This window comes from Microbacterium psychrotolerans, assembly GCF_031085295.1.
In the GTDB taxonomy this organism is placed as follows: Bacteria; Actinomycetota; Actinomycetes; order Actinomycetales; family Microbacteriaceae; genus Microbacterium; species Microbacterium psychrotolerans.
This window is the reverse complement of record NZ_JAVFWO010000001.1, coordinates 144,514-162,394: the sequence shown is the minus strand read 5'-3', so window position 1 is coordinate 162,394 and position 17,881 is coordinate 144,514. Positions and strand designations below refer to the sequence as shown.

The window sequence follows — 17,881 nt, the reverse complement described above, 5'->3', positions numbered from 1 at the left end:
AGGAGCGCCCGATGGCGGATGCCGACGCGAACGCCGCGGCATTGAACAGCGCCGCAGGCACAGAGCTGTTCGTGCTGCAATCGGTCGCGAGCTCGACGATCAGCGAAGCGGGGACGCGCAGCACGATCTACCTGGCCGCACTGTCCAGTGGGCTCGTGGCGATCGGGTTCGCCGGACGATCACCGGCATTGCTGGCCGCTCTCGCCTTCACCGTCTTGCCGACGATCTTCATGCTCGGGTGGTTCACCGTGGTGCGGCTGGTCGACACGAGCGTCGAGAACATCACTGTGCGTCAGCGGATGGAGCGGATCCGCGAGTACTTCGTCAGTCTGCACCCTTCGGGGCCGGATCTGATCTCGCTCGACAGCCCGCGCACCGGCGAGCTGGGTGTGCGCTACTCACGTTCCTCGTTCCTCTTCACGATGGCGAGCATGATCGGCGCCGTGAACTGTGTCCTCGGCGGGGCGCTCGTCTCCCTCCTTCTGATCTTCGGAGCGCACCTGGCCCCGGATCTCGCGCAGATCGCAGGGGTGACGGTCGGTTTGCTGCTCCTCACCGCGACGCTCGCGTACGAACGTCGCCGCATCCGCGGCGCATACCCCGGCTGAGGCAGGCGCGAGAAGCGTCACAAAGACAGTCGGCCGCCGGTCAAGTTCTTAGGGCACCACACCGGTGCTGGAAACGGAAGGTATCCGAAATGGCAAGGATCGTAGTTATCGGTGGCACCGGGCACGTGGGCTCACGCGTGGTGGCGAAGCTCATCGAGCACGGCCACGATGCTGTTGCAGCATCCCGCAAGACTGGTGTCGACACGACGACGGGGGAGGGACTGGCCCAGGCGCTCGAAGGAGCCGATGTGGTCGTCGACACCACGCAGGCACCCTCTTATGCTCCGGACGTCGTGATGGATTTCTTCACCACATCCACGAGCAACCAGCTCGCGGCGGAGAAGAAAGCCGGCGTGAAGCACCACGTCGCTTTGACCGTGGTCGGAACCAACCGTCCTCAGAACATCAGCTACTTCCACGGTAAAGCGGCGCAGGAGAAGCTGATCGCGGAGTCCGGTGTGCCCTACACCTTGGTGCACGCCACCCAGTTCTTCGAGTTCGCTCCCGCGATCGTCTTCACCTCCACACAAGGAGACAGCATCAGCGTCGCGGACGCCCTGATCCAGCCGGTCGCCGCTGAGGATGTCGCCACCGCCCTGGGACGCATCGCAGCCGCCGAGCCTGTCAACGGCTCCATCGAAGTCGCGGGACCGGAATCCTTCCCGATCGAGGACTTCATCCGTCGAACGTTCGTCGCCACCGGCGATCAGCGACCTGTCAGCACGAGCGCCGACGCCCAGTACTTCGGAGCGAACATCGAAGAGTCGACCCTTCTCCCGCTCGAAGGCGCCCAGCTCTCGTCGACGACGCTCGACGAATGGCTCGCAGCTCGGGACCAGCGCTGAGATAGAGGGGTGTGCGGAGCGGCGATCGCCGTCCTCACGCCCCTCCGTCAGACCTCGAGAGGAAGGCAATCCGATGGAAGATCCCCGCGCTCACATTCCCGACGATCTCACGGGGAGCGTCGACGATCGACAGCGGCAGCTCGAACTCCACGCGGCTGAATCGCTGTCTGCGGAGTGGCTTCGGCGACAGCTCGACAACGCGCTCATCGCGTGGTCCGCAGCAGCAACCGAAGTCGACATCTCGAGGGAAGCGCACACCGACTACTGACAGAGACCGGTCCTTCGCACGGCGTCAGCCGAGTTCGTCTGCGAGCAGGGAGCGGTAGATCTGCTGCGCCTCGGCGTGCACCTCGGAACCCCGGTCGGTGATCTCGACGACCATCGAGCGACGGTCGAACCCGCACTCCGTCCTCTGGACGAGGCCGGCCTTCTGGAGTCGGTCCACGATGCGCGACAACGCGCTCTGCGTCATCGGCGTGCGCTGGACCAGGTCACGCATCAGGCACTGCTCCTGACGCACTTCGGCGACCAGGTCGAGGATCTCGAACTCGCTGAGCCCGAGATCGCACCGCTCGTCGAGCGCGCGTTCCAGGGCGGATGCCGTCGAGAGGTACGTCGACTGCAGGGTGCGCCATCGCTCCACCACGTCGTTCTCGGCCATGGTCACATCGTACCCGGAAATATATGCCGCAGTATTGCATGCGCTCGAATCCAATGTTGACGCAACCTATGACGCGGCATGTATCTTGTCCACGTGACTTCGACAACCATCCGGGTCGTTCCCGGCTCCGACTCCCCGACCCAGCGCTGGACGACGCGCACGTGGATGCTGCTCCTCGTGGTGTGCATCGTTATCGCGCTCGACGGACTGGACGTCTCAATGGTCGGCGTAGCGCTGCCGGCCATCGGCACCGAGCTGTCGCTCGAGACCGGCACCCTGCAGTGGATCGTCTCGGCGTACGTGCTCGGCTACGGCAGTCTGCTGCTGCTCGGCGGACGCCTCGCCGACCTTCTGGGCCGCCGCCGAATCCTGCTCATCGCCCTGACCGTCTTCGCCCTGGCGTCGCTCGCCGGCGGGCTCGTGAGCGACCCGGCGATCGTGATCGCCTCGCGTTTCATCAAGGGCATCGCGGCTGCATTCACGGCACCGGCCGCCTTCTCGCTCATCACGACGAACTTCGCCGAAGGCCCCTCGCGCAACCGCGCGATCTCCATCTTCACCACGTTCGCGGCCAGCGGGTTCTCACTCGGTCTCATCGTCGGCGGGCTCATGACATCGCTCAGCTGGCGCTGGACCTTCCTGTTCTCGGTCCCGTTCGCGGTGGCAGCGGTGGTGCTGGGCCTGTTCTTCATCCCGCGCGACCATGTCGCGAAGACCGGTGGTCACGACATCTGGGGTGCACTCACCCTCGCCGTGGGCATGCTCACGCTCGTGTACACGATCGTCTCGGCGCCGGAGGCCGGCTGGGGTTCCGTTCAGACGATCCTCGGCCTGGCCGTTGCGGCTGCCGTGCTGGCCGCGTTCGCGATGATCGAGCTGCGGGCGCGGCATCCGCTCATCCGCTTCGGCATCCTGCGCGAGGGATTCGTCGCGAGGGCCAACATCAGCGCGATCGCGCTGTTCGGGTCGTATGTGAGCTTCCAGTTCATCCTCACGATCTACCTGCAGTCCGTGCTCGGCTGGCCGCCGCTCAGCATGGCGCTCGCGCTGCTGCCGGCGGGCCTCGTGGTCGTGGCGACGGCCCCGTTCGCCGATCGGCTGATCGACCGGTTCGGATCGCGACTGCTCATCACGGTCGCGCTGGGTGCACTCTCGCTGGGCTACCTCCTGTTCCTGCGCGTCGGCACCACGCCGGTGTACACGGTCGACATCCTGCCGTCGGTGCTGCTTCTCGGCGCCGGTTTCGCTCTGGGCTTCCCGGCTATCCAGGAACGCGCGACCGCCGGCATCTCGAACGACGAGCAGGGGCTGGCCGCCGGGCTCGTGCAGAGCAGCTCACAGGTGGGCGCGGCGCTCGTGCTCGCGGTGACCTCCGCCCTCATCGCAGGGGGCGACCTGGCCGCCGACGCGAGCGCGGCCCAGATGCTGGACGGCTTCCGCCCGGGCCTCATCCTGTCGACCCTCGTCGCACTCGCCGGGTTCGCCGTCGCGCTCGCACCGCGGCGGCGGGCACGGGAGGTCGAGGCGCGGTTCGAGTAACCAGACCGTACGATCTCGCAGATCACTTGACACCCCCGAACCGGCGGAGACTTCGGCCGGTTCGGGGCCAAGTGCTATCGCATCGCAAGGTCAACGAGGTCGGGTCGTGGCCGGCGTTCTGCAATCGGACGAGCCGACCGGTCAGACGCGCTCCCTTGCCTGCAGCGGCAGCTCCAGGATGGCGAGGTCGAGCCACTCGCCGAACTTCGTCCCGACCTGTCGAACCGTTCCGACGTGTTCGAACCCGAATCGTTCGTGAAGCTTGATGGATGCAGAGTTGCGGGACTCGATGTCGGCGACCATCACCTGCATCCCTGCTTCCTGGGCGAGTCGGATGATCTCCGCGAGAAGCATCGCGCCGATGCCGCGGCCCCGGTGACCGGCGGCCAGATATACGGAGTTCTCCACCGTGAAGCGGTAGCCCGACTTCGCTCGCCACGCTCCATAGCTGGCGTACCCGACGACGGCCTCATCGACGACCGCGACGACCACCGGATATCCCGCCGCTTCGCGTTGCGCGAGCCACAGCTCGCGCTCCCGTCGATCCACCGGCTCGTCCGTCCAGATCGCGCTCGAATTGAGAATCGCGTCGTTGTGGATGTCGAGAATCGCGTCGAGGTCGGCGTCCTCGGCACGCCGCAATCGCACAGTCATGTGCATATATTAGACACGTGTCGCAGATACTAGACAATGAGTCGGCCGCACTGGACGTCGCAGCGTGTGTGAAAGCCGCCAGAGAGCAGCGAGGGTGGTCCGGGGCGGAGCTGGCTGCGGCTTCGGGTGTCTCCCGGGCGATGATCGATCGCATCGAGCGAGGCAGCAGCAGTCCCACGGCGCTCGTTCTCGGCAAGCTCTCGGCTGCCTTGGGGCTTACGATCTCGTCGCTGCTCTCGCGACGGACCGAGGCACCGGCCCGGCTGCTCCGCGAGGACGAGCGTGCGGTGTGGACCGACCCCTCGACGGGGTATCGACGACGTCAGGTGGTGGCAGCGCCCGCGTACCCCGTCGACGTGACGGAGGTCGTTCTCCCGCCCGGCGCTTCCGTGGCGTACCCGGCTGGGTCGTACTCCTTCACACGCCACTTGATCTGGGTGCTCGACGGTGCCCTGACCTTCCGTGAGGGCGACGCCGTGCACCAGCTCTCGGCAGGCGACCGGCTCATCCTGCGCGGGGCCGCGGACTGCGCGTACCGCAACGAGTCCGACCGCGACTGCCGCTACTGCGTCGTCGCTGCTCCGACTTGACGGCATCCCGTGTACTGACTGCCTTCGACGCGATGGGTACTCTGATTCGCTTGTAGGTGGCCTGCCTGCGTTGAGCATCGCTCCACGGGTCTTGTCGCGCTCAGCGCGATCCCATCTCCTTCGATCCCCGCTTCGCCGTGAACGGCCGTCGCCGCGTCCGCCACCGACTCTTCGGGCAGGCCGTTGACCGCGATGTCGCGGATCGGATTGAAGACGACGTGGTTGATGCATGGCTGATGACGTCGCCGACCAGGGGCGCCGGTCGCCGATTCCTTTTGGAAACTTCTGACGCACTGTCGAATCCAATCGGTGCCGTTCGTAGAGGTGGTGAGGCGAAGCTCGCGATGATCGCGATCCCGCCGCACGCACCGCTACGCGAACCGAAAGGGATACGACCATGAGCACCACGTTCACCGTCGACTTCTTCTGCAGTCTGGATGGCTACGGCATGGCCGAGGGCTGGCCCGGCTACTGGGGCAAAGAGGGGCCCGAACTGATCGAGGATCGGATCCGCACCTTCTCGCAGGACCAGGTGCTCGTCTTCGGCGCCACGACGTTCCGGCAGTTCCGGAAGTTCGTGACGATGTTCGACGAGCCGTACTACGAGAGCCTGAACGAGCTGCCGAAGATCGTGTTCTCCCACACGCTGGAAGAGCCGCTCGGATGGCAGAACTCGATGGTCCTCGCTGAGGACGCGGTGACGGCGATCGAGCGCCTGAAGCGCACGACCGACGTGCCGATGCGCTCCCACGGCAGCATCGCGCTGAACCGTGCGCTGCTCGCGGCCGGCCTCGTCGACCGGCTCGAGATCATCATGTTCCCTGCCGTATCCGGGCGCGCGGGCGGCGCCGCGCTGCTGCACGGCGGGGCCGAGCTCGACCTGGAGCTCATCGAGTCGACGGTGCTCGACGGGCGTACCCAGAAGCTCGTGTACGCGCCGCGGCTGCACGGCGAGGTTCCGGCGGGAGCCGGCCCGCAGCTCCGGAAGGCCGGCTGAGGGCACCTCACGCCAGGCCGGCCTGGTCTGGCCCGTCGCACGAGAGAGAGGATATGAGCATGCAGTACCTGGTCAACGTCATCGACAGCCGCAGCAATTCGGGGACCGCCGAGGAGGGCGTCGCGATCGATGCGTTCAACGACAAGCTCCGCGAAGGCGGCCACTGGGTCTTCGCCGCCGGTCTGGCAGACCCCACCGTCTCCACCGTCATCGACGGCCGTGGCGATGAGCCGGTGTTCACCGACGGCCCGTTCGTCGAGGCGAAGGAGTGGGCCGCCGGCTTCTGGATCATCGAAGCCGCCGATCTGGACGTCGCGCTGAAGCTGATGGCCGAGGGCTCGAAGGCCTGCAACCGTCGGCTCGAGGTGCGGCCCCTTCTCGCCGGGTGACCGACGCGCAGGATGCCCTGACCCGCGCCCACCGCGAGGAGTGGGCGCGGGTGGTCGCGACCCTGGCCAAGCGGTTCGGCAATCTCGACATCTCCGAGGAGGCCGCGGCGGAGGCGTTCGCCACCGCTGCCGAGCGCTGGCCGGCGGAGGGCGTCCCGCCCAACCCCGGCGCGTGGCTCACCACCACCGCCACCCGCAAGGCGATCGACCGCATCCGGCGCGAGAGCAGCCGCGACGCGAGGCACAGGGAGGCGCAGCTCGTGTACGACGCAGAGCCCGAGCCGCTCGGGGCGATCGACGATGACCGGCTGCGGCTGATCTTCATCTGCTGTCATCCGGCGCTCGCGATGGAGGCCCGCGTCGCGCTGACGCTCCGCATGGTCGGGGGGTTGAGCGTGCCCGAGATCGCCCGTGCGTTCCTGGTGCAGGACACCACGATGGGCGCGCGCATCACCCGCGCGAAGGCGAAGATCGCCGCCGCCGGCATCCCGTACCGAGTGCCGGCGGCCGAGGACCTGCCGAGCCGGGTGGCGGGTGTGCTGACCGTGCTGTTCCTGATCTTCAACGAGGGATATCTCGCCACCGGCCCCGGCAGCGCACCGGTCCGTGAGGAGCTGACCGGCGAGGCGATCCGGCTCGCACGGCTCTTGCACCAGCTGCTGCCCGACGACGGAGAGGCGACCGGGATGCTGGCACTGATGCTTCTCACCGACGCGCGCCGAACGGCGCGCGTGTCGTCGGCGGGTGAGCTGGTCCCCCTGGGCGAGCAGGACCGCGGCCAGTGGGATGCCGAGCTGATCGCGGAGGGGCACGCACTGGTTCGCGGGCGACTGGCGTCCGGCATGCCGCCGGGCCGCTACCAGCTGCTCGCCGCGATCAACGCAGTCCACACCGACGGCGACGCGACCGATTGGACGCAGGTGGTCGCTCTCTACGATCACCTCGTGCGGCTCGACGGCTCGCCGATCGTGCGACTGAATCGCGCGATCGCGGTGAGCGAGCGCGACGGACCGGCGGCGGGGCTCGCCCTCGTCGACGACCTTCGGCCGGAACTTGACGCGTATCACCCGTATCACGCGGCACGCGCGGAGCTGCTGCGGCGACTGGGGCGGCCCGCCGAAGCGGGCGAGGCGTACGACGCCGCGATCGCGCTGGCGGGCAACACGGCGGAGATCGCATACCTCACGCGTCAGCGAGACTCGACGCGACCGGGATGACCGGGCCGCGCGTCGGCCGACGGCGGCTCTCTCGCGTGCCGTGCTCGCCGCCGCGTCACTCCGGGATCGAGTGAAGAGCCGCCCGCACCTCGTCCAGCCAGTCGTCGGCGCGTGCTCCCGCCCCCAGCCGGAGCGCGGCCGTCAGGTCGGAGCGTGCGGCGTCGGCGCGGCCGAGGGCCAGTTCGGCCATGCCCCGGTGCCGGTGCGCCGCGGCCTGCCCGCTCGGGAACTCGCCGGGGGCGCCGACCTGGAGGGCATCGGATGCCGCGGCGACGGCATCCTCGAATCGGCGAAGCGCCAGTAGGGCCGAGGCGATGACGGTATGGGCGTTCGTCTCGGTGACGCCGCGGATGTTGTGCGGAAGGTCGTCGCCGGCCCGCGCAAGGAAGGCGACCAGGTCTCGATGTTCGCCGATGGACGCCTCGGGATCGCTGCGGCTGCGGATGCCGGCCCGGATGGAGCGCGCCTGCAACTCGCCCTGGGCGTCGCCGGCCCGGGCGAAGTCGGCGACGGAAGCATCCGCGTACGTCTGGGCTGCGGCGGCGTCGCCGAGGTGCAGCAGGCTCCACGCGAGGTAGAAGTTCGCCCATCCGCTCTCGACGCCGTCATCGGCGCGCCGCGCGGCGTCCAGCGCCGCATCGGCGGTGGCCCGCGCCGCCGCGGGGTCGAACTTCTCGGCGAGCTGAGCCCATGCCAGATACCCGAGATGGCGCGCCTGCTGCGACGGATCGTCCAGCGCACGGGCCGACGCCGCCGAGGTCGTGAACAGCTCGTGCCAGCGGCCCCACCCGAGCCACAGGTCGGAGAACCAGTGCAGGGAGTCGGCGACCAGCAGCACCGTGGCGTGGTCCCCCCGAGCCGCGGCCGCCTGGTACGCCGAGAACCAGTGCTCCGCTTCGGTCATGAGCCAGCCGCGTGCTTCTTCGTTCGAGGGGAACGTGAGGATGCCGTCGGCCGGGGCTGCGTGCGGCGGTCGCGGTTCGAACCGGGCGCCCGCCGCGATCGTGGTCGCGAGCAGCCAGTCGCGGACCCGCCGGCGCTGCGCGGAGATCATCTCGGCGGCTTCTTCTTCGCGCAGTCGCGACGCGGCGTACAGCCGCAGCAGGTCGTGCAGGCGGTAGCGGTCGCCCCGCATGGCCTCGACGAGTCCGAGCTCGGCGAGCCCGTCGAGCAGATCCTGGGCCCCGTCCGCGTCGAGGTCGTCGACGGCGCTCGCGAGGCGCGGGTCGAACGATCCCCCGTCGAGCAGGGAGAGGCGGCGGAACAGCCGGCGCGAGGGCTCGGCGAGGTGGTCGTACGACAGGGTGAACGTCGATGCGAGGCCGAGATCGCCGGCCACGAGCGCGCTGAGGCGACGCTCCTCGCTGCGCAGCCGTCGGACGAAGTCCTCGACCGTCCACGTCGGCTGGCTCGCCAGACGGTTGCCGGCGATGCGAAGGGCGAGCGGGAGGTCGTCGCAGAATCCGGCCAGCTCGTCGAGGTCCCCGTTTTCGGCCTGCGCCGGGAGGATGATCCGCCGCAGGAACTCCACGCTCTCGCCGCGCGGGAGCGGGCCGACTGTCAGCCGCCGTGCCCCCTCGAGCCCCGCGAGCGTGCGGCGGGAGGTGATCACGACGGCGCTGCGCCCGTCGGACGTCAGCACGGGGCGGATCTGCGCCTCATTCGCCGCATCGTCGAGGAGGACCGCGACCGGGGTCGCCGCGACCGCTGCGCGCCATGCCGCCGTCGCCTCACCCAGCGACTTCGCCGCATCCGGCTCGCTCCCGAGCTGTCGCAGCAGCGAATGCAGAACCTGCAAGGGCGTCAGGGGGACGGGATCGAGGCCGCCGAGGTCGACGAAGAGGCGAGTGGGGTGCCCTGCTGAGCACCGATGGAGCGCCTCGATGGCGATCGACGTCTTGCCGACACCGGGAGCGCCGCACAGCACCACGGGGGCTGCGGGCTCGTCGTCGCCACCCGACGGTGCGAGGTGGGCCACGACGCCGAGGATCTCGGATTCGCGTCCCGTGAAGTCGGTCAATCGGTGCGGCTCGATGTCGACCGCTCGAGCGGCGGGGACGGCGTTCTTCCTGCCCGAACGAGCGGACGCGAGGAAGTCGTCTCGTTCGCTGCCCTCGAGCGCCAGCGCATCGGCGAGAGCGAGCATCGTGCGGCGCTGCGGGCCGAGGCTGATGCCGCGCTCGATGTCACTGATGGTGCGATCACTGACACCGGACCGCTCGGCGAGGCCTTCGAGCGTGAGGTCGGCGTTCCGGCGGTGCTCGCGGAGCAGTTCGCGGAGGGGTCGCGCAGCGTTCGTCGAGGCAGAAACGAGCGAATTCACTTCTGCGTGGAAACTTCGTGGTGCCTGCGGCGACGATCGGATCCAATGGACGTACTGACCACAGTCCGAGGGTCTCAGCGTTGCGCCACTCTGGCAAATCGCACGTTGAGGACCGCCATGACTCCATCCGCCGAAGCCCGGCGCCCCGGCATCCGATCGGGCGTGCGGCTGCGGATGTCGAGCAGCGCACCGGCAGCACGTGCAGGGCATCGATCCACGTGTCGCGCCGGCCGCCGACCACCACGCAGCCCGCGTCGTCGATGACCCGGCGGGCGATGCGCCCGCCGTCCCCGCCGGATGATCCACAAGCCACGTCCGGCACCACAGAAAGAGAGAAACCCATGTCGCAATCACCGACCATCGTGCTCGTTCACGGCGCCTTCGCCGACGCGGCGAGCTGGGCACCCGTCACCGCGCGGCTGCTCAGCGAGGGCTACACCGTGCTGGTGCCGCCGGTGTTCAACCGGAGCCTCTCGGGCGACTCGGCTTACATCAAGTCGTTCGTCGAGCAGATCGACGGTCCGGTCCTGCTGGCCGGCCACTCCTACGGCGGGGCAGTGATCACCGTTGCCGGCGTCGCCGAGAACGTCGTCGGCCTCGTATACGTGGCGGGCTACGCACTCGACGAGGGCGAGAGCCTCGGGCAGCTGCAGGGTGGCTTCCCCGACTCCGAGCTCGCTGCGAACCTCGTCTACGCGCCGTATCCGGTCGAGGGCGGCGAGCCGGGCACCGACGTGTCGGTCAAGATCGATGCGTTCCCGCAGGTGTTCGCCGCCGGCGTGGACCCTGAGGCAGCCCGGGTGCTCGCCGTCTCGCAGCGGCCTCTCTCGGCGGTCGCCTTCGGCGAGCCGGCCTCGGTGGCCGCGTGGAAGACCAAGCCGTCCTGGGGCATCGTCTCGAGCGCCGACCACACCATCAACCCCGACGTCGAACGGTTCGGCTACCAGCGCGCAGGCGTGCGCAAGGTCATCGAGATCGACGCGCCCCACCTCGTGATGCAGACGCACCCCGCCGAGGTCGCCGACGTCATCACCGCCGCGATCGCCGAACTCGGCTGATCCGGCGTCCCCCACCCCTCACCACCCACGACCACCCAGAAGGAGCGCGCAGCAATGCCGTACATCACCACTTCCGACGGAACCCAGATCTACTACACCGATCAGGGCTCGGGTCAGCCTGTGATCCTGAGCCACGGCTGGCCGCTCAGCTCGGATGCCTGGCAGGTCGAGCTGAAGCTGCTCGCCGACCACGGCTACCGCGCCATCGCGCACGACCGCCGTGGTCACGGCCGGTCGTCGCAGCCGTGGCAGGGCAACGACATGGACACGTACGCACGTGATCTCGCCGAGCTCGTCGAGCAGCTCGACCTGCACGACATCGTTCTGATCGGCCACTCCACGGGTGGCGGCGAAGTGGTGCGGTACGCCGCCCAGCACGGCAAGGGCCGGGTCGCGAAGATCATCACGGCGGGCGCCGTTCCGCCGGTCATGGTGAAGTCGGAGGCGAACCCCGAGGGCACGCCGATCGAGGCGTTCGACGGCATCCGCGCGGGTGTGCTGAAGGACCGGTCGCAGTTCTACCAGGACCTCTCGGCGCCGTTCTTCGGGGCGAATCGCGAGGGGGCGGAAGTGTCGCAGGGCGCCCGCGACGACTTCTGGCGTCAGGGCATGCTCGTCGGGCTCAAGGCCGCCTACGACTGCGTCGCCGCCTTCTCGGAGACTGACTTCACCGAGGATCTGAAGGCGCTCGACGTGCCGATCCTCCTCGCGCACGGTGACGACGACCAGATTGTGCCGATCGCGGATGCCGCGATCAAGAGCGCGGATCTGGTCAAGCACGGCGTGCTGAAGGTCTATCCGGGTGCACCGCACGGCATCTACGGCGACTACCAGGAGCAGCTCGACGCGGACATCCTCGCGTTCATCGCCGAGTAGCTCGTATCACCGGGCCCCGGCCGCGCCCGCAGACGCGGGTGCGGCCGGGGTCGCCGCGGCGTAGTCGTCGATCGACAGTTCCGGCCTGATGGGGGGAGCCCGCACACCCCTCACCGGGGGAGCGTTCCCGGTCTCTACGAGGAGACGTCGACGGGGTGGTCGGCGCTCCACGCGGCGAGCAGCCGCAGCCGCTCGGCCGACGGCGACCCTGGTTCGGCGGTGTAGATCAGCAGCACCTGGCCCGGCTCGGCGGTGATCGCGAGTTCTTCGAAGGCGAGGGTGACGTCGCCCACGACGGGATGGCGGAAGTGCTTCGTGCCCGCCCCGTGCGTGCGTACGTCGTGCGCGCCCCACAGTCGTCGGAACGTGTCGCTGCGGGTCGACAGCTCGCCGACCAGGTCCTGAAGTCCCTTGTCGTGCGGATCGCGGCCGGCCTCGCTGCGCATGATCGCCACGCACATCTCCGCCATGCGATCCCAGTCCGGGTAGAACTCCCGCGATGCCGGGTCGAGGAATTGGAATCGCGCCAGATTCGGGGTCCGTCCGCCGTCCCCGATGAGCGGGGAGTAGAACGCGCGACCGAGGGCATTCGTCGCGAGCACGTCCTGGTGCTGATCGCGAACGAAGGCCACCGCGTCGGTGATCGCCGACATCGCCCAGAGCAGGCTCGGCCGCGGCGTCGCCGCCTTCACCGCGCGGCGGCGAGGACGCCCGGACGAAGGGATGCCGTCCGCCGCGCGCGCGAGGTCGAGCAGGTGCGCGCGCTCGGTGTCGTCCAGCTGCAGTGCGCGCGAGACGGCCTCGAGCACGGACGCGGAGGCGCCGGCGATCGCCCCCCGTTCGAGCTTGGCGTAGTACTCCACGCTGACGCCCGCCAGCATCGCCACCTCGGTGCGTCGGAGGCCCGCCACACGCCGGCCCGAGCCGGCCGTGAGGCCCGCCGCGTCCGGCGTCACCTTCGCCCGTCGCGATATGAGGAACTCACGCACCTCGGCTCGGTTGTCCATGTCGACATCGTAGGTCGGGCGCCGCTGACGGAGGATGCCCTGGCGGTACACCCTCCGTCAGGGACTCCTCCCGCCGGCGCGCGGCCGGAAGGCTGGAAGCATGCTCGATCAGACCGCTCCGCCTTCGACCCCGTTCCGTCGGCTCCTGCCGACGCTCCTGCTTCTGCTGACCGTGTTCGGGCCGATCTCGATGGACCTGTATCTGCCCGCGCTCCCGGCGCTGACTGCGGAGTTGGATGCCGCGACCTCGGTCGCGCAGCTGACCGTCACCGCGTGCCTGATCGGGCTCGCCGCGGGGCAGCTGATCGCCGGCCCGCTGTCGGACCGCTTCGGGCGACGCGGCATCCTGCTCATCGGCATCGTCGCATACATCGTGACCTCGCTGCTCTGCGCGATCAGCCCTACCGTCGAGCTGCTCATCGTCGCCCGCTTCGTCCAGGGCCTCGCAGGTGGCGTCGGCATCGTCATCGCCCAGGCGGCCGGCCGTGACATCTACGCGGGCGGCGCGCTGATCCGCTTCTACGGCCGGCTCACCGTCATCGGCGGTCTCGCCGCCATCGTCGGGCCGCTGCTGGGAGGACTGCTCAACGCCGTGACCGACTGGCGCGGACTGTTCGTCTTCCTCGCCGCCATCGGCGCGCTCATCCTGATGGTCACGCTGCTGGTGTTCCGCGAGACGCTCCCGGTCGCAGGGCGCTCGCGTGGCGGATTCGTGCAGACCCTGCAGGACTTCCGGACGCTCCTGTCGGACCGCGTCTTCCTCGGCGCGGTCCTGAATCAGGGGTTCCTGTACGCGGCTCTGTTCGCCTACCTGTGGGGAGCGACCTTCGTCCTGCAGGACATCTACGGACTGTCCCCGATGGGGTATGCCCTGGCCTTCGGCCTCAACTCTGCCGGCTTCATGACCTTCGGCTACCTCGCCGGGCGCGCGGCCGAGCAATGGAGCATCGCGGGAACGCTCGCCACCGGCATCCTGGTCGCCGGAATCGGTGCGGCCGGACTGCTCGTGGCCGGCCTCACGGCGGTGCCGCTGTGGGTGGTCATCGTGTCGCTCTTCCTGCTGGCCGGCGGCGTCGCGATCTCGTCTCCGCCGGCGACCACGCTCGCCCTCGTCGAGTACCCGCAGATCGCGGGGACCGCGTCGTCGCTCTTGGGGATGGTCCGGTTCGGATTCGGCGGCATCGCGGCCCCGCTCGTCGGCGTCGCCGGTGCCCTCAGCATCCTTCCGCTGGGCGTGGTGACGATCGTCTCCGTGCTGCTGGCGGCCGCGGCGGCTCTGCTCATCCTCCGCCGGGACCGCGGCGCCTCACCCGACGCGGCCGTCAGGATCGCGGAGATATCCGCACGCTGAGCCCGCGACACCCATCAGGCAGAGGCGTCCGTGCGGAGCCCCACAGCGTCGTGCGCCCAGAAGGGCCACGCGTAGACCAGGGTACCCGTCATCCAGGGCTCGTACGCGGGGAGGAGCACCACTTGGAACGCGGCATCCGGGATCCGCAGCGATGGCCTGCGGAACCCGAGCCCACCCGCCGGGCGGAAGCCGAGACGGGCGTAGTAACCGGGATCGCCCTCGAGGATCACGAAGGGCCAGTCCGCCTCCGATGCCGAGCGAAGAGCGTGCTGCACGAGGGACGCACCGAGGCCGGCTCCCTGATGCTCGGGCGCCACGGCGAGCGGACTCAGCACGGGGGCCGGAAGCAAGCGGCGAGCGGTGTCGAGCAGGCTCATCGTGACCATCACGTGGCCCTGGATCTCGCCGGCGGCCGCCGCGACGAATGAAGATCCGCCGAGCTCGGCGATCGTGGGGCGCAGGTCGCCGACGAGGGCGTTGACGACGCGACCGTGGTCACGGAACGCCGACAGGTGAAGCCGACGGATCGCCTCGAGATCGCCGGGGTGCTCGGGGCGGATGAGGGACGCGTCAGCGTGCATCGAACCAGTATCACCGGACGCCGCGTCGGTGTCCTTCGTCGCTCGCCCGGCAGCCGTCGATGTTGCCCGCATTGATCGCGCGCGGGAGCGCACGCCTGTCACGACCTGGGCACGTCGACGTCCTCCTGCGCGGGCCGGCGTCGATAGCGGAGGGTGAGGATCTCGAACGGGCGAAGCTCGAGCATCGCGGCCGATGCGTCCTCTGCATCGCCGGTCGCGCGCTCGAGCAGGTCCGTGCGCTCGCAGCCCTCGGCGTCGAACAGGGGCGTCACCGAGACCGATCCGCGACCGCCGGCCGACTCGTAGAGCCGGAGGATGACGTCGCCGGACTCGTCGTCGGCCAGCTTGACCGTCTCGGCCACGACGGTCTCGCTGCGAACGGCGAAGAGGGGTGCGGCGGCATGGTCGCCGACCACGCGCCGCACGGGCCGGTTCAGCCGGTACCCCTCGGCGACGGCATCCCGGATGCCGGCATTCGGCCGCAACGCGACTCGCAGGGTGTGCGTGCCCTGGTCGGCCACCGGGTCGGGGAAGCGGGGCGCGCGGATGAGCGACATGCCCAGCGTGGTGGAGCGCCCGCCTCCGGTACGCGGCGTCCGACGGGCGTCGTGCCCGTAGGTGGAGTCGTTGGCGACCGCCACGCCGTAGCCGGGCTCACCGACATGCACCCAGCGGTGCGCGCAGAACTCGAAGCGCGCGGCCTCCCACGACGTGTTTTCGTGCGTGACCCGGTGGACGTGGCCGAACTGGGTCTCCGCGGCGGTGACGTCGGCGTGCACGTCGAGATCGACGTACAGCTTCAGCAGCTTCTGGCTCTCGCGCCAGTCGATGGTCAGCTCGAGGTCCAACGCGGGCGCAGCGGGCGCGAGGGTGAGCCGCTGTGCGACGCGCGATGCGCCGAAGGAGCGGGCCACGACGACCGTCACCGACCCGTCGTCGCCGGTGACCGCATCCAGCGACTCGGGCGCGCCGGAGTCGAGCGGAGTGGCGTTGCGGCGGTAGTGGTCGTCGATGTCCCAGGCGTCCCACTCGTTCGGGGTGTCGCGGTGCAGTACGAGCCGGTTCGCGGCGCCGCCCGGGGCCACCGCCTCCCGGCCGGAGACCGCGTCGACGAGTGAGACGACGAGACCACGCGCGTCGATGACGGCTCGGAGCATGCCGTTGTCGATCACCAGGCCGCCGTCGGGTCGGCGCTCCCAGGTCGCCGGTGCCGCCGTCTCGGCCGGGGTGCCGATCGCGAACGCATCGACTCCCGGACCGGGCAGCGGCATCGGATTGGCGACGAGCTCCGCGGACCCGGTGCCCACGAGCGCCGCCACACCGCGATCGATGATCGCCGTCAGCTCGTCGCGGATCCGTGCGTGATCGCGCTCGGCCTCGCGGTGGACCCAGGCGATCGAGCTGCCGGGGAGGATGTCGTGGAACTGCAGCAGCAGCACGGTCTCCCACGCCCGTCGCAGCTCGTCGTAGGGGTACGGCTCGCCGGTGCGGATCGCGGCCGTCGCCGACCAGAGCTCCGCCTCGTGCAGCAGCTGCTCGCTGCGCCGGTTGCCCTGCTTGGTGCGCAGCTGCGAGGTGTAGGTGCCCCGGTGCAGCTCGAGATACATCTCGCCCGCCCACACCGGCGCATCCGGATACTCGGCCTCGGCATCCGTGAAGAAGCGGCTCGGCGCGGCGATCTCGACGCGGGGAAGACCCTCCAGGTCGCGCGACCGCTCGGCCGCGGCCAGCATCTCGCGGGTCGGCCCGCCGCCCCCGTCACCGTATCCGAACGGCACCAGCGAGGTCGTGGCGGCGCCGGCGTCCTTGAAGTTGCGTTCGGTGTGCAGCAGCTCGGCGGGCGTCAGCTCGGAGTTGTACGTGTCGGCCGGCGGCAGATGGGTGAACACGCGCGTGCCGTCGATCCCCTCCCACCAGAAGGTGTGATGCGGGAGCTGGTTCACCTGACTCCACGACAGCTTCTGCGTCAGGAACCACCGGTTGCCCGTGCCGCGGACGATCTGCGGCAGCGCCGCGGAGTAGCCGAACGAGTCCGGAAGCCAGACCTCCTCGGTCTCGAGGCCCAGCCGCTCGCGGAAGAACCGCTTGCCGTGGAGGAACTGCCGGATCATGGACTCGCCCGCCGGCATGTTGGTGTCGGACTCGACCCACATGCCCCCGACCGGCACGAACCTGCCGGCCTTCACCTGCTCGCGCACCCGCGCGAACAGGGCGGGGTGGTGCTCTTCGAGCCACGCGTACTGCTGCGCCGACGAGGCTGCGAACACGAACTCCGGATGCCGCTGCATGAGCTCCAGCGCGTTCGCGAACGTCCGCGCGACCTTGCGGATGGTCTCACGGGTGGGCCACAGCCACGCGGAGTCGATGTGCGCGTGGCCGACGGCGACGATGCGGTGGCTGGACGCGTGCGCGGGTGAGGCGAGGAGGGGCGCGATGGTCTCGCGGGCGAGCGCGGCGGTGCCGGCGACGTCGTCGGGATCGATGATGTCGAGCATCCGCTCGAGTCCTCGCACGATGGTGTGATGCCGGGGGGAGTCCTGCGGAAGCTCGCGCAGCAGGCCGCTGAGCACCTGGATGTCCTGCAGCAGCTCCCACGCCGCCTCGTTCCGCCGGACGAAGCCGATGGCTCCGAGCCGGTACAGCGGGCCGTCACCCGAGGTCAGCTTGTCGCCCAGCGGCGTCGACGCGAAGGTCCACTCGCTCGCGACGTCGGGGTTGGCGGCGGCCTCGATGTAGAGCGTGAGATCGTCGTCGTCGTCGTCGGTCGCGTCGAGCGGCAGGTGCTGGCTGCGGGGCGACACGGCTTTGAGGACGCTGCCGTCCGGGCGGTACGCCAGCCCCTCGACCTGGAAGCCCGGGCGGTCAGCTGTGAAGCCGAGGTCGCAGATGATCTCGGTGTGCGGCGGGCGCCAGCCCTCCGGCAGGCGACCCGAGAGCCGGAACCATGTGGAGCTCCACGCCCGGCCCCACGTCCATCCGGGCGGCGTCGGCTCGTACTCGCGATCGACCGCGTCCGCGAACGGCACCGGCTCGTCGGGGACGGACCAGTGCTCGACGCGCAGCGGCTCGAACTCCGGGTACACGGCCGGCTCGAGCCGCTCCCTGGTGAACCTCCGCAGGCGTGCCTGCACATGCGACCGGTCGTCGTGCACCTTTGCTCCTCACTGCCGGGGCCGTCCGCGTCT

At 69.6% G+C, this 17,881-nt stretch carries 17 protein-coding genes; 11 read left to right on the top strand and 6 right to left on the bottom strand.

The window, feature by feature from the left end:
- Positions 1 to 11 precede the first annotated feature (11 nt).
- The 3 genes from Q9R08_RS00725 to Q9R08_RS00715 all read left to right on the top strand — a co-directional run bounded on the left by Q9R08_RS00725 (position 12) and on the right by Q9R08_RS00715 (position 1,721).
- Positions 12 to 608 (top strand): hypothetical protein, encoded by a 597-nt coding sequence (locus Q9R08_RS00725; RefSeq protein ID WP_308865888.1) that lies wholly within the window; start codon positions 12 to 14, stop codon positions 606 to 608.
- Between the two features lie 89 nt (positions 609 to 697).
- Positions 698 to 1,453, top strand: coding sequence for an SDR family oxidoreductase (locus tag Q9R08_RS00720; RefSeq protein WP_308865887.1), 756 nt, complete (start codon positions 698 to 700; stop codon positions 1,451 to 1,453).
- A 73-nt stretch (positions 1,454 to 1,526) separates the two neighbouring features.
- Complete coding sequence (locus Q9R08_RS00715; protein WP_308865886.1) at positions 1,527 to 1,721, top strand: hypothetical protein; 195 nt, start codon at positions 1,527 to 1,529, stop codon at positions 1,719 to 1,721.
- A 24-nt stretch (positions 1,722 to 1,745) separates the two neighbouring features.
- Here the strand turns inward: Q9R08_RS00715 and Q9R08_RS00710 are convergent, their stop codons facing one another.
- On the bottom strand, positions 1,746 to 2,114 hold the full coding sequence (locus Q9R08_RS00710; RefSeq protein WP_308865885.1) for a MarR family winged helix-turn-helix transcriptional regulator: 369 nt from the start codon (positions 2,112 to 2,114) through the stop codon (positions 1,746 to 1,748).
- A 93-nt stretch (positions 2,115 to 2,207) separates the two neighbouring features.
- Here Q9R08_RS00710 and Q9R08_RS00705 point away from each other — a divergent pair, with 93 nt between their 5' ends.
- Entirely contained in the window at positions 2,208 to 3,653 is a 1,446-nt protein-coding gene (locus Q9R08_RS00705) for an MFS transporter (RefSeq protein ID WP_308865884.1), read from the top strand.
- A gap of 141 nt (positions 3,654 to 3,794) precedes the next feature.
- Here Q9R08_RS00705 and Q9R08_RS00700 read toward each other — a convergent pair whose 3' ends face one another.
- Positions 3,795 to 4,307, bottom strand: a complete 513-nt coding sequence (locus Q9R08_RS00700) for a GNAT family N-acetyltransferase (RefSeq protein ID WP_308865883.1) — start codon at positions 4,305 to 4,307, stop codon at positions 3,795 to 3,797.
- 17 nt (positions 4,308 to 4,324) lie between these two features.
- Between Q9R08_RS00700 and Q9R08_RS00695 the strand changes: the two genes are divergently transcribed.
- From Q9R08_RS00695 to Q9R08_RS00680, 4 genes are all read left to right on the top strand, one after another.
- On the top strand, positions 4,325 to 4,897 hold the full coding sequence (locus Q9R08_RS00695) for a helix-turn-helix domain-containing protein (RefSeq protein WP_308865882.1): 573 nt from the start codon (positions 4,325 to 4,327) through the stop codon (positions 4,895 to 4,897).
- A gap of 397 nt (positions 4,898 to 5,294) precedes the next feature.
- A complete protein-coding gene (locus Q9R08_RS00690; RefSeq protein ID WP_308865881.1) occupies positions 5,295 to 5,894 on the top strand; it encodes a dihydrofolate reductase family protein in 600 nt (199 codons plus the stop codon).
- A 59-nt stretch (positions 5,895 to 5,953) separates the two neighbouring features.
- The gene (locus tag Q9R08_RS00685; protein ID WP_308865880.1) at positions 5,954 to 6,283 is read left to right on the top strand and encodes a YciI family protein; all 330 of its coding nucleotides are present in this window, start codon (positions 5,954 to 5,956) and stop codon (positions 6,281 to 6,283) included.
- Positions 6,280 to 7,500 (top strand): RNA polymerase sigma factor, encoded by a 1,221-nt coding sequence (locus Q9R08_RS00680; RefSeq protein WP_308865879.1) that lies wholly within the window; start codon positions 6,280 to 6,282, stop codon positions 7,498 to 7,500. The genes Q9R08_RS00685 and Q9R08_RS00680 overlap by 4 nt, the downstream gene beginning before the upstream one ends.
- Positions 7,501 to 7,555: 55 nt before the next feature.
- Here Q9R08_RS00680 and Q9R08_RS00675 read toward each other — a convergent pair whose 3' ends face one another.
- Entirely contained in the window at positions 7,556 to 9,823 is a 2,268-nt protein-coding gene (locus Q9R08_RS00675) for a helix-turn-helix domain-containing protein (RefSeq protein WP_308865878.1), read from the bottom strand.
- 341 nt (positions 9,824 to 10,164) lie between these two features.
- Here Q9R08_RS00675 and Q9R08_RS00670 point away from each other — a divergent pair, with 341 nt between their 5' ends.
- Both Q9R08_RS00670 and Q9R08_RS00665 read left to right on the top strand, forming a co-directional pair.
- Entirely contained in the window at positions 10,165 to 10,881 is a 717-nt protein-coding gene (locus Q9R08_RS00670; RefSeq protein ID WP_308865877.1) for an alpha/beta fold hydrolase, read from the top strand.
- Between the two features lie 54 nt (positions 10,882 to 10,935).
- A complete protein-coding gene (locus tag Q9R08_RS00665) occupies positions 10,936 to 11,757 on the top strand; it encodes an alpha/beta fold hydrolase (protein ID WP_308865875.1) in 822 nt (273 codons plus the stop codon).
- Positions 11,758 to 11,891: 134 nt separating this feature from the next.
- Here the strand turns inward: Q9R08_RS00665 and Q9R08_RS00660 are convergent, their stop codons facing one another.
- The gene (locus Q9R08_RS00660; RefSeq protein ID WP_308865874.1) at positions 11,892 to 12,764 is read right to left on the bottom strand and encodes a helix-turn-helix transcriptional regulator; all 873 of its coding nucleotides are present in this window, start codon (positions 12,762 to 12,764) and stop codon (positions 11,892 to 11,894) included.
- Between the two features lie 100 nt (positions 12,765 to 12,864).
- On the opposite strand from Q9R08_RS00660, the gene Q9R08_RS00655 reads away from it, so the two are divergent.
- The gene (locus Q9R08_RS00655) at positions 12,865 to 14,115 is read left to right on the top strand and encodes a multidrug effflux MFS transporter (protein ID WP_308865873.1); all 1,251 of its coding nucleotides are present in this window, start codon (positions 12,865 to 12,867) and stop codon (positions 14,113 to 14,115) included.
- Between the two features lie 14 nt (positions 14,116 to 14,129).
- Here Q9R08_RS00655 and Q9R08_RS00650 read toward each other — a convergent pair whose 3' ends face one another.
- Positions 14,130 to 14,696 (bottom strand): GNAT family N-acetyltransferase, encoded by a 567-nt coding sequence (locus Q9R08_RS00650; RefSeq protein WP_308865872.1) that lies wholly within the window; start codon positions 14,694 to 14,696, stop codon positions 14,130 to 14,132.
- 98 nt (positions 14,697 to 14,794) lie between these two features.
- On the bottom strand, positions 14,795 to 17,848 hold the full coding sequence (locus Q9R08_RS00645; protein WP_308865871.1) for an alpha-mannosidase: 3,054 nt from the start codon (positions 17,846 to 17,848) through the stop codon (positions 14,795 to 14,797).
- Between the last annotated feature and the right edge of the window lie 33 nt (positions 17,849 to 17,881).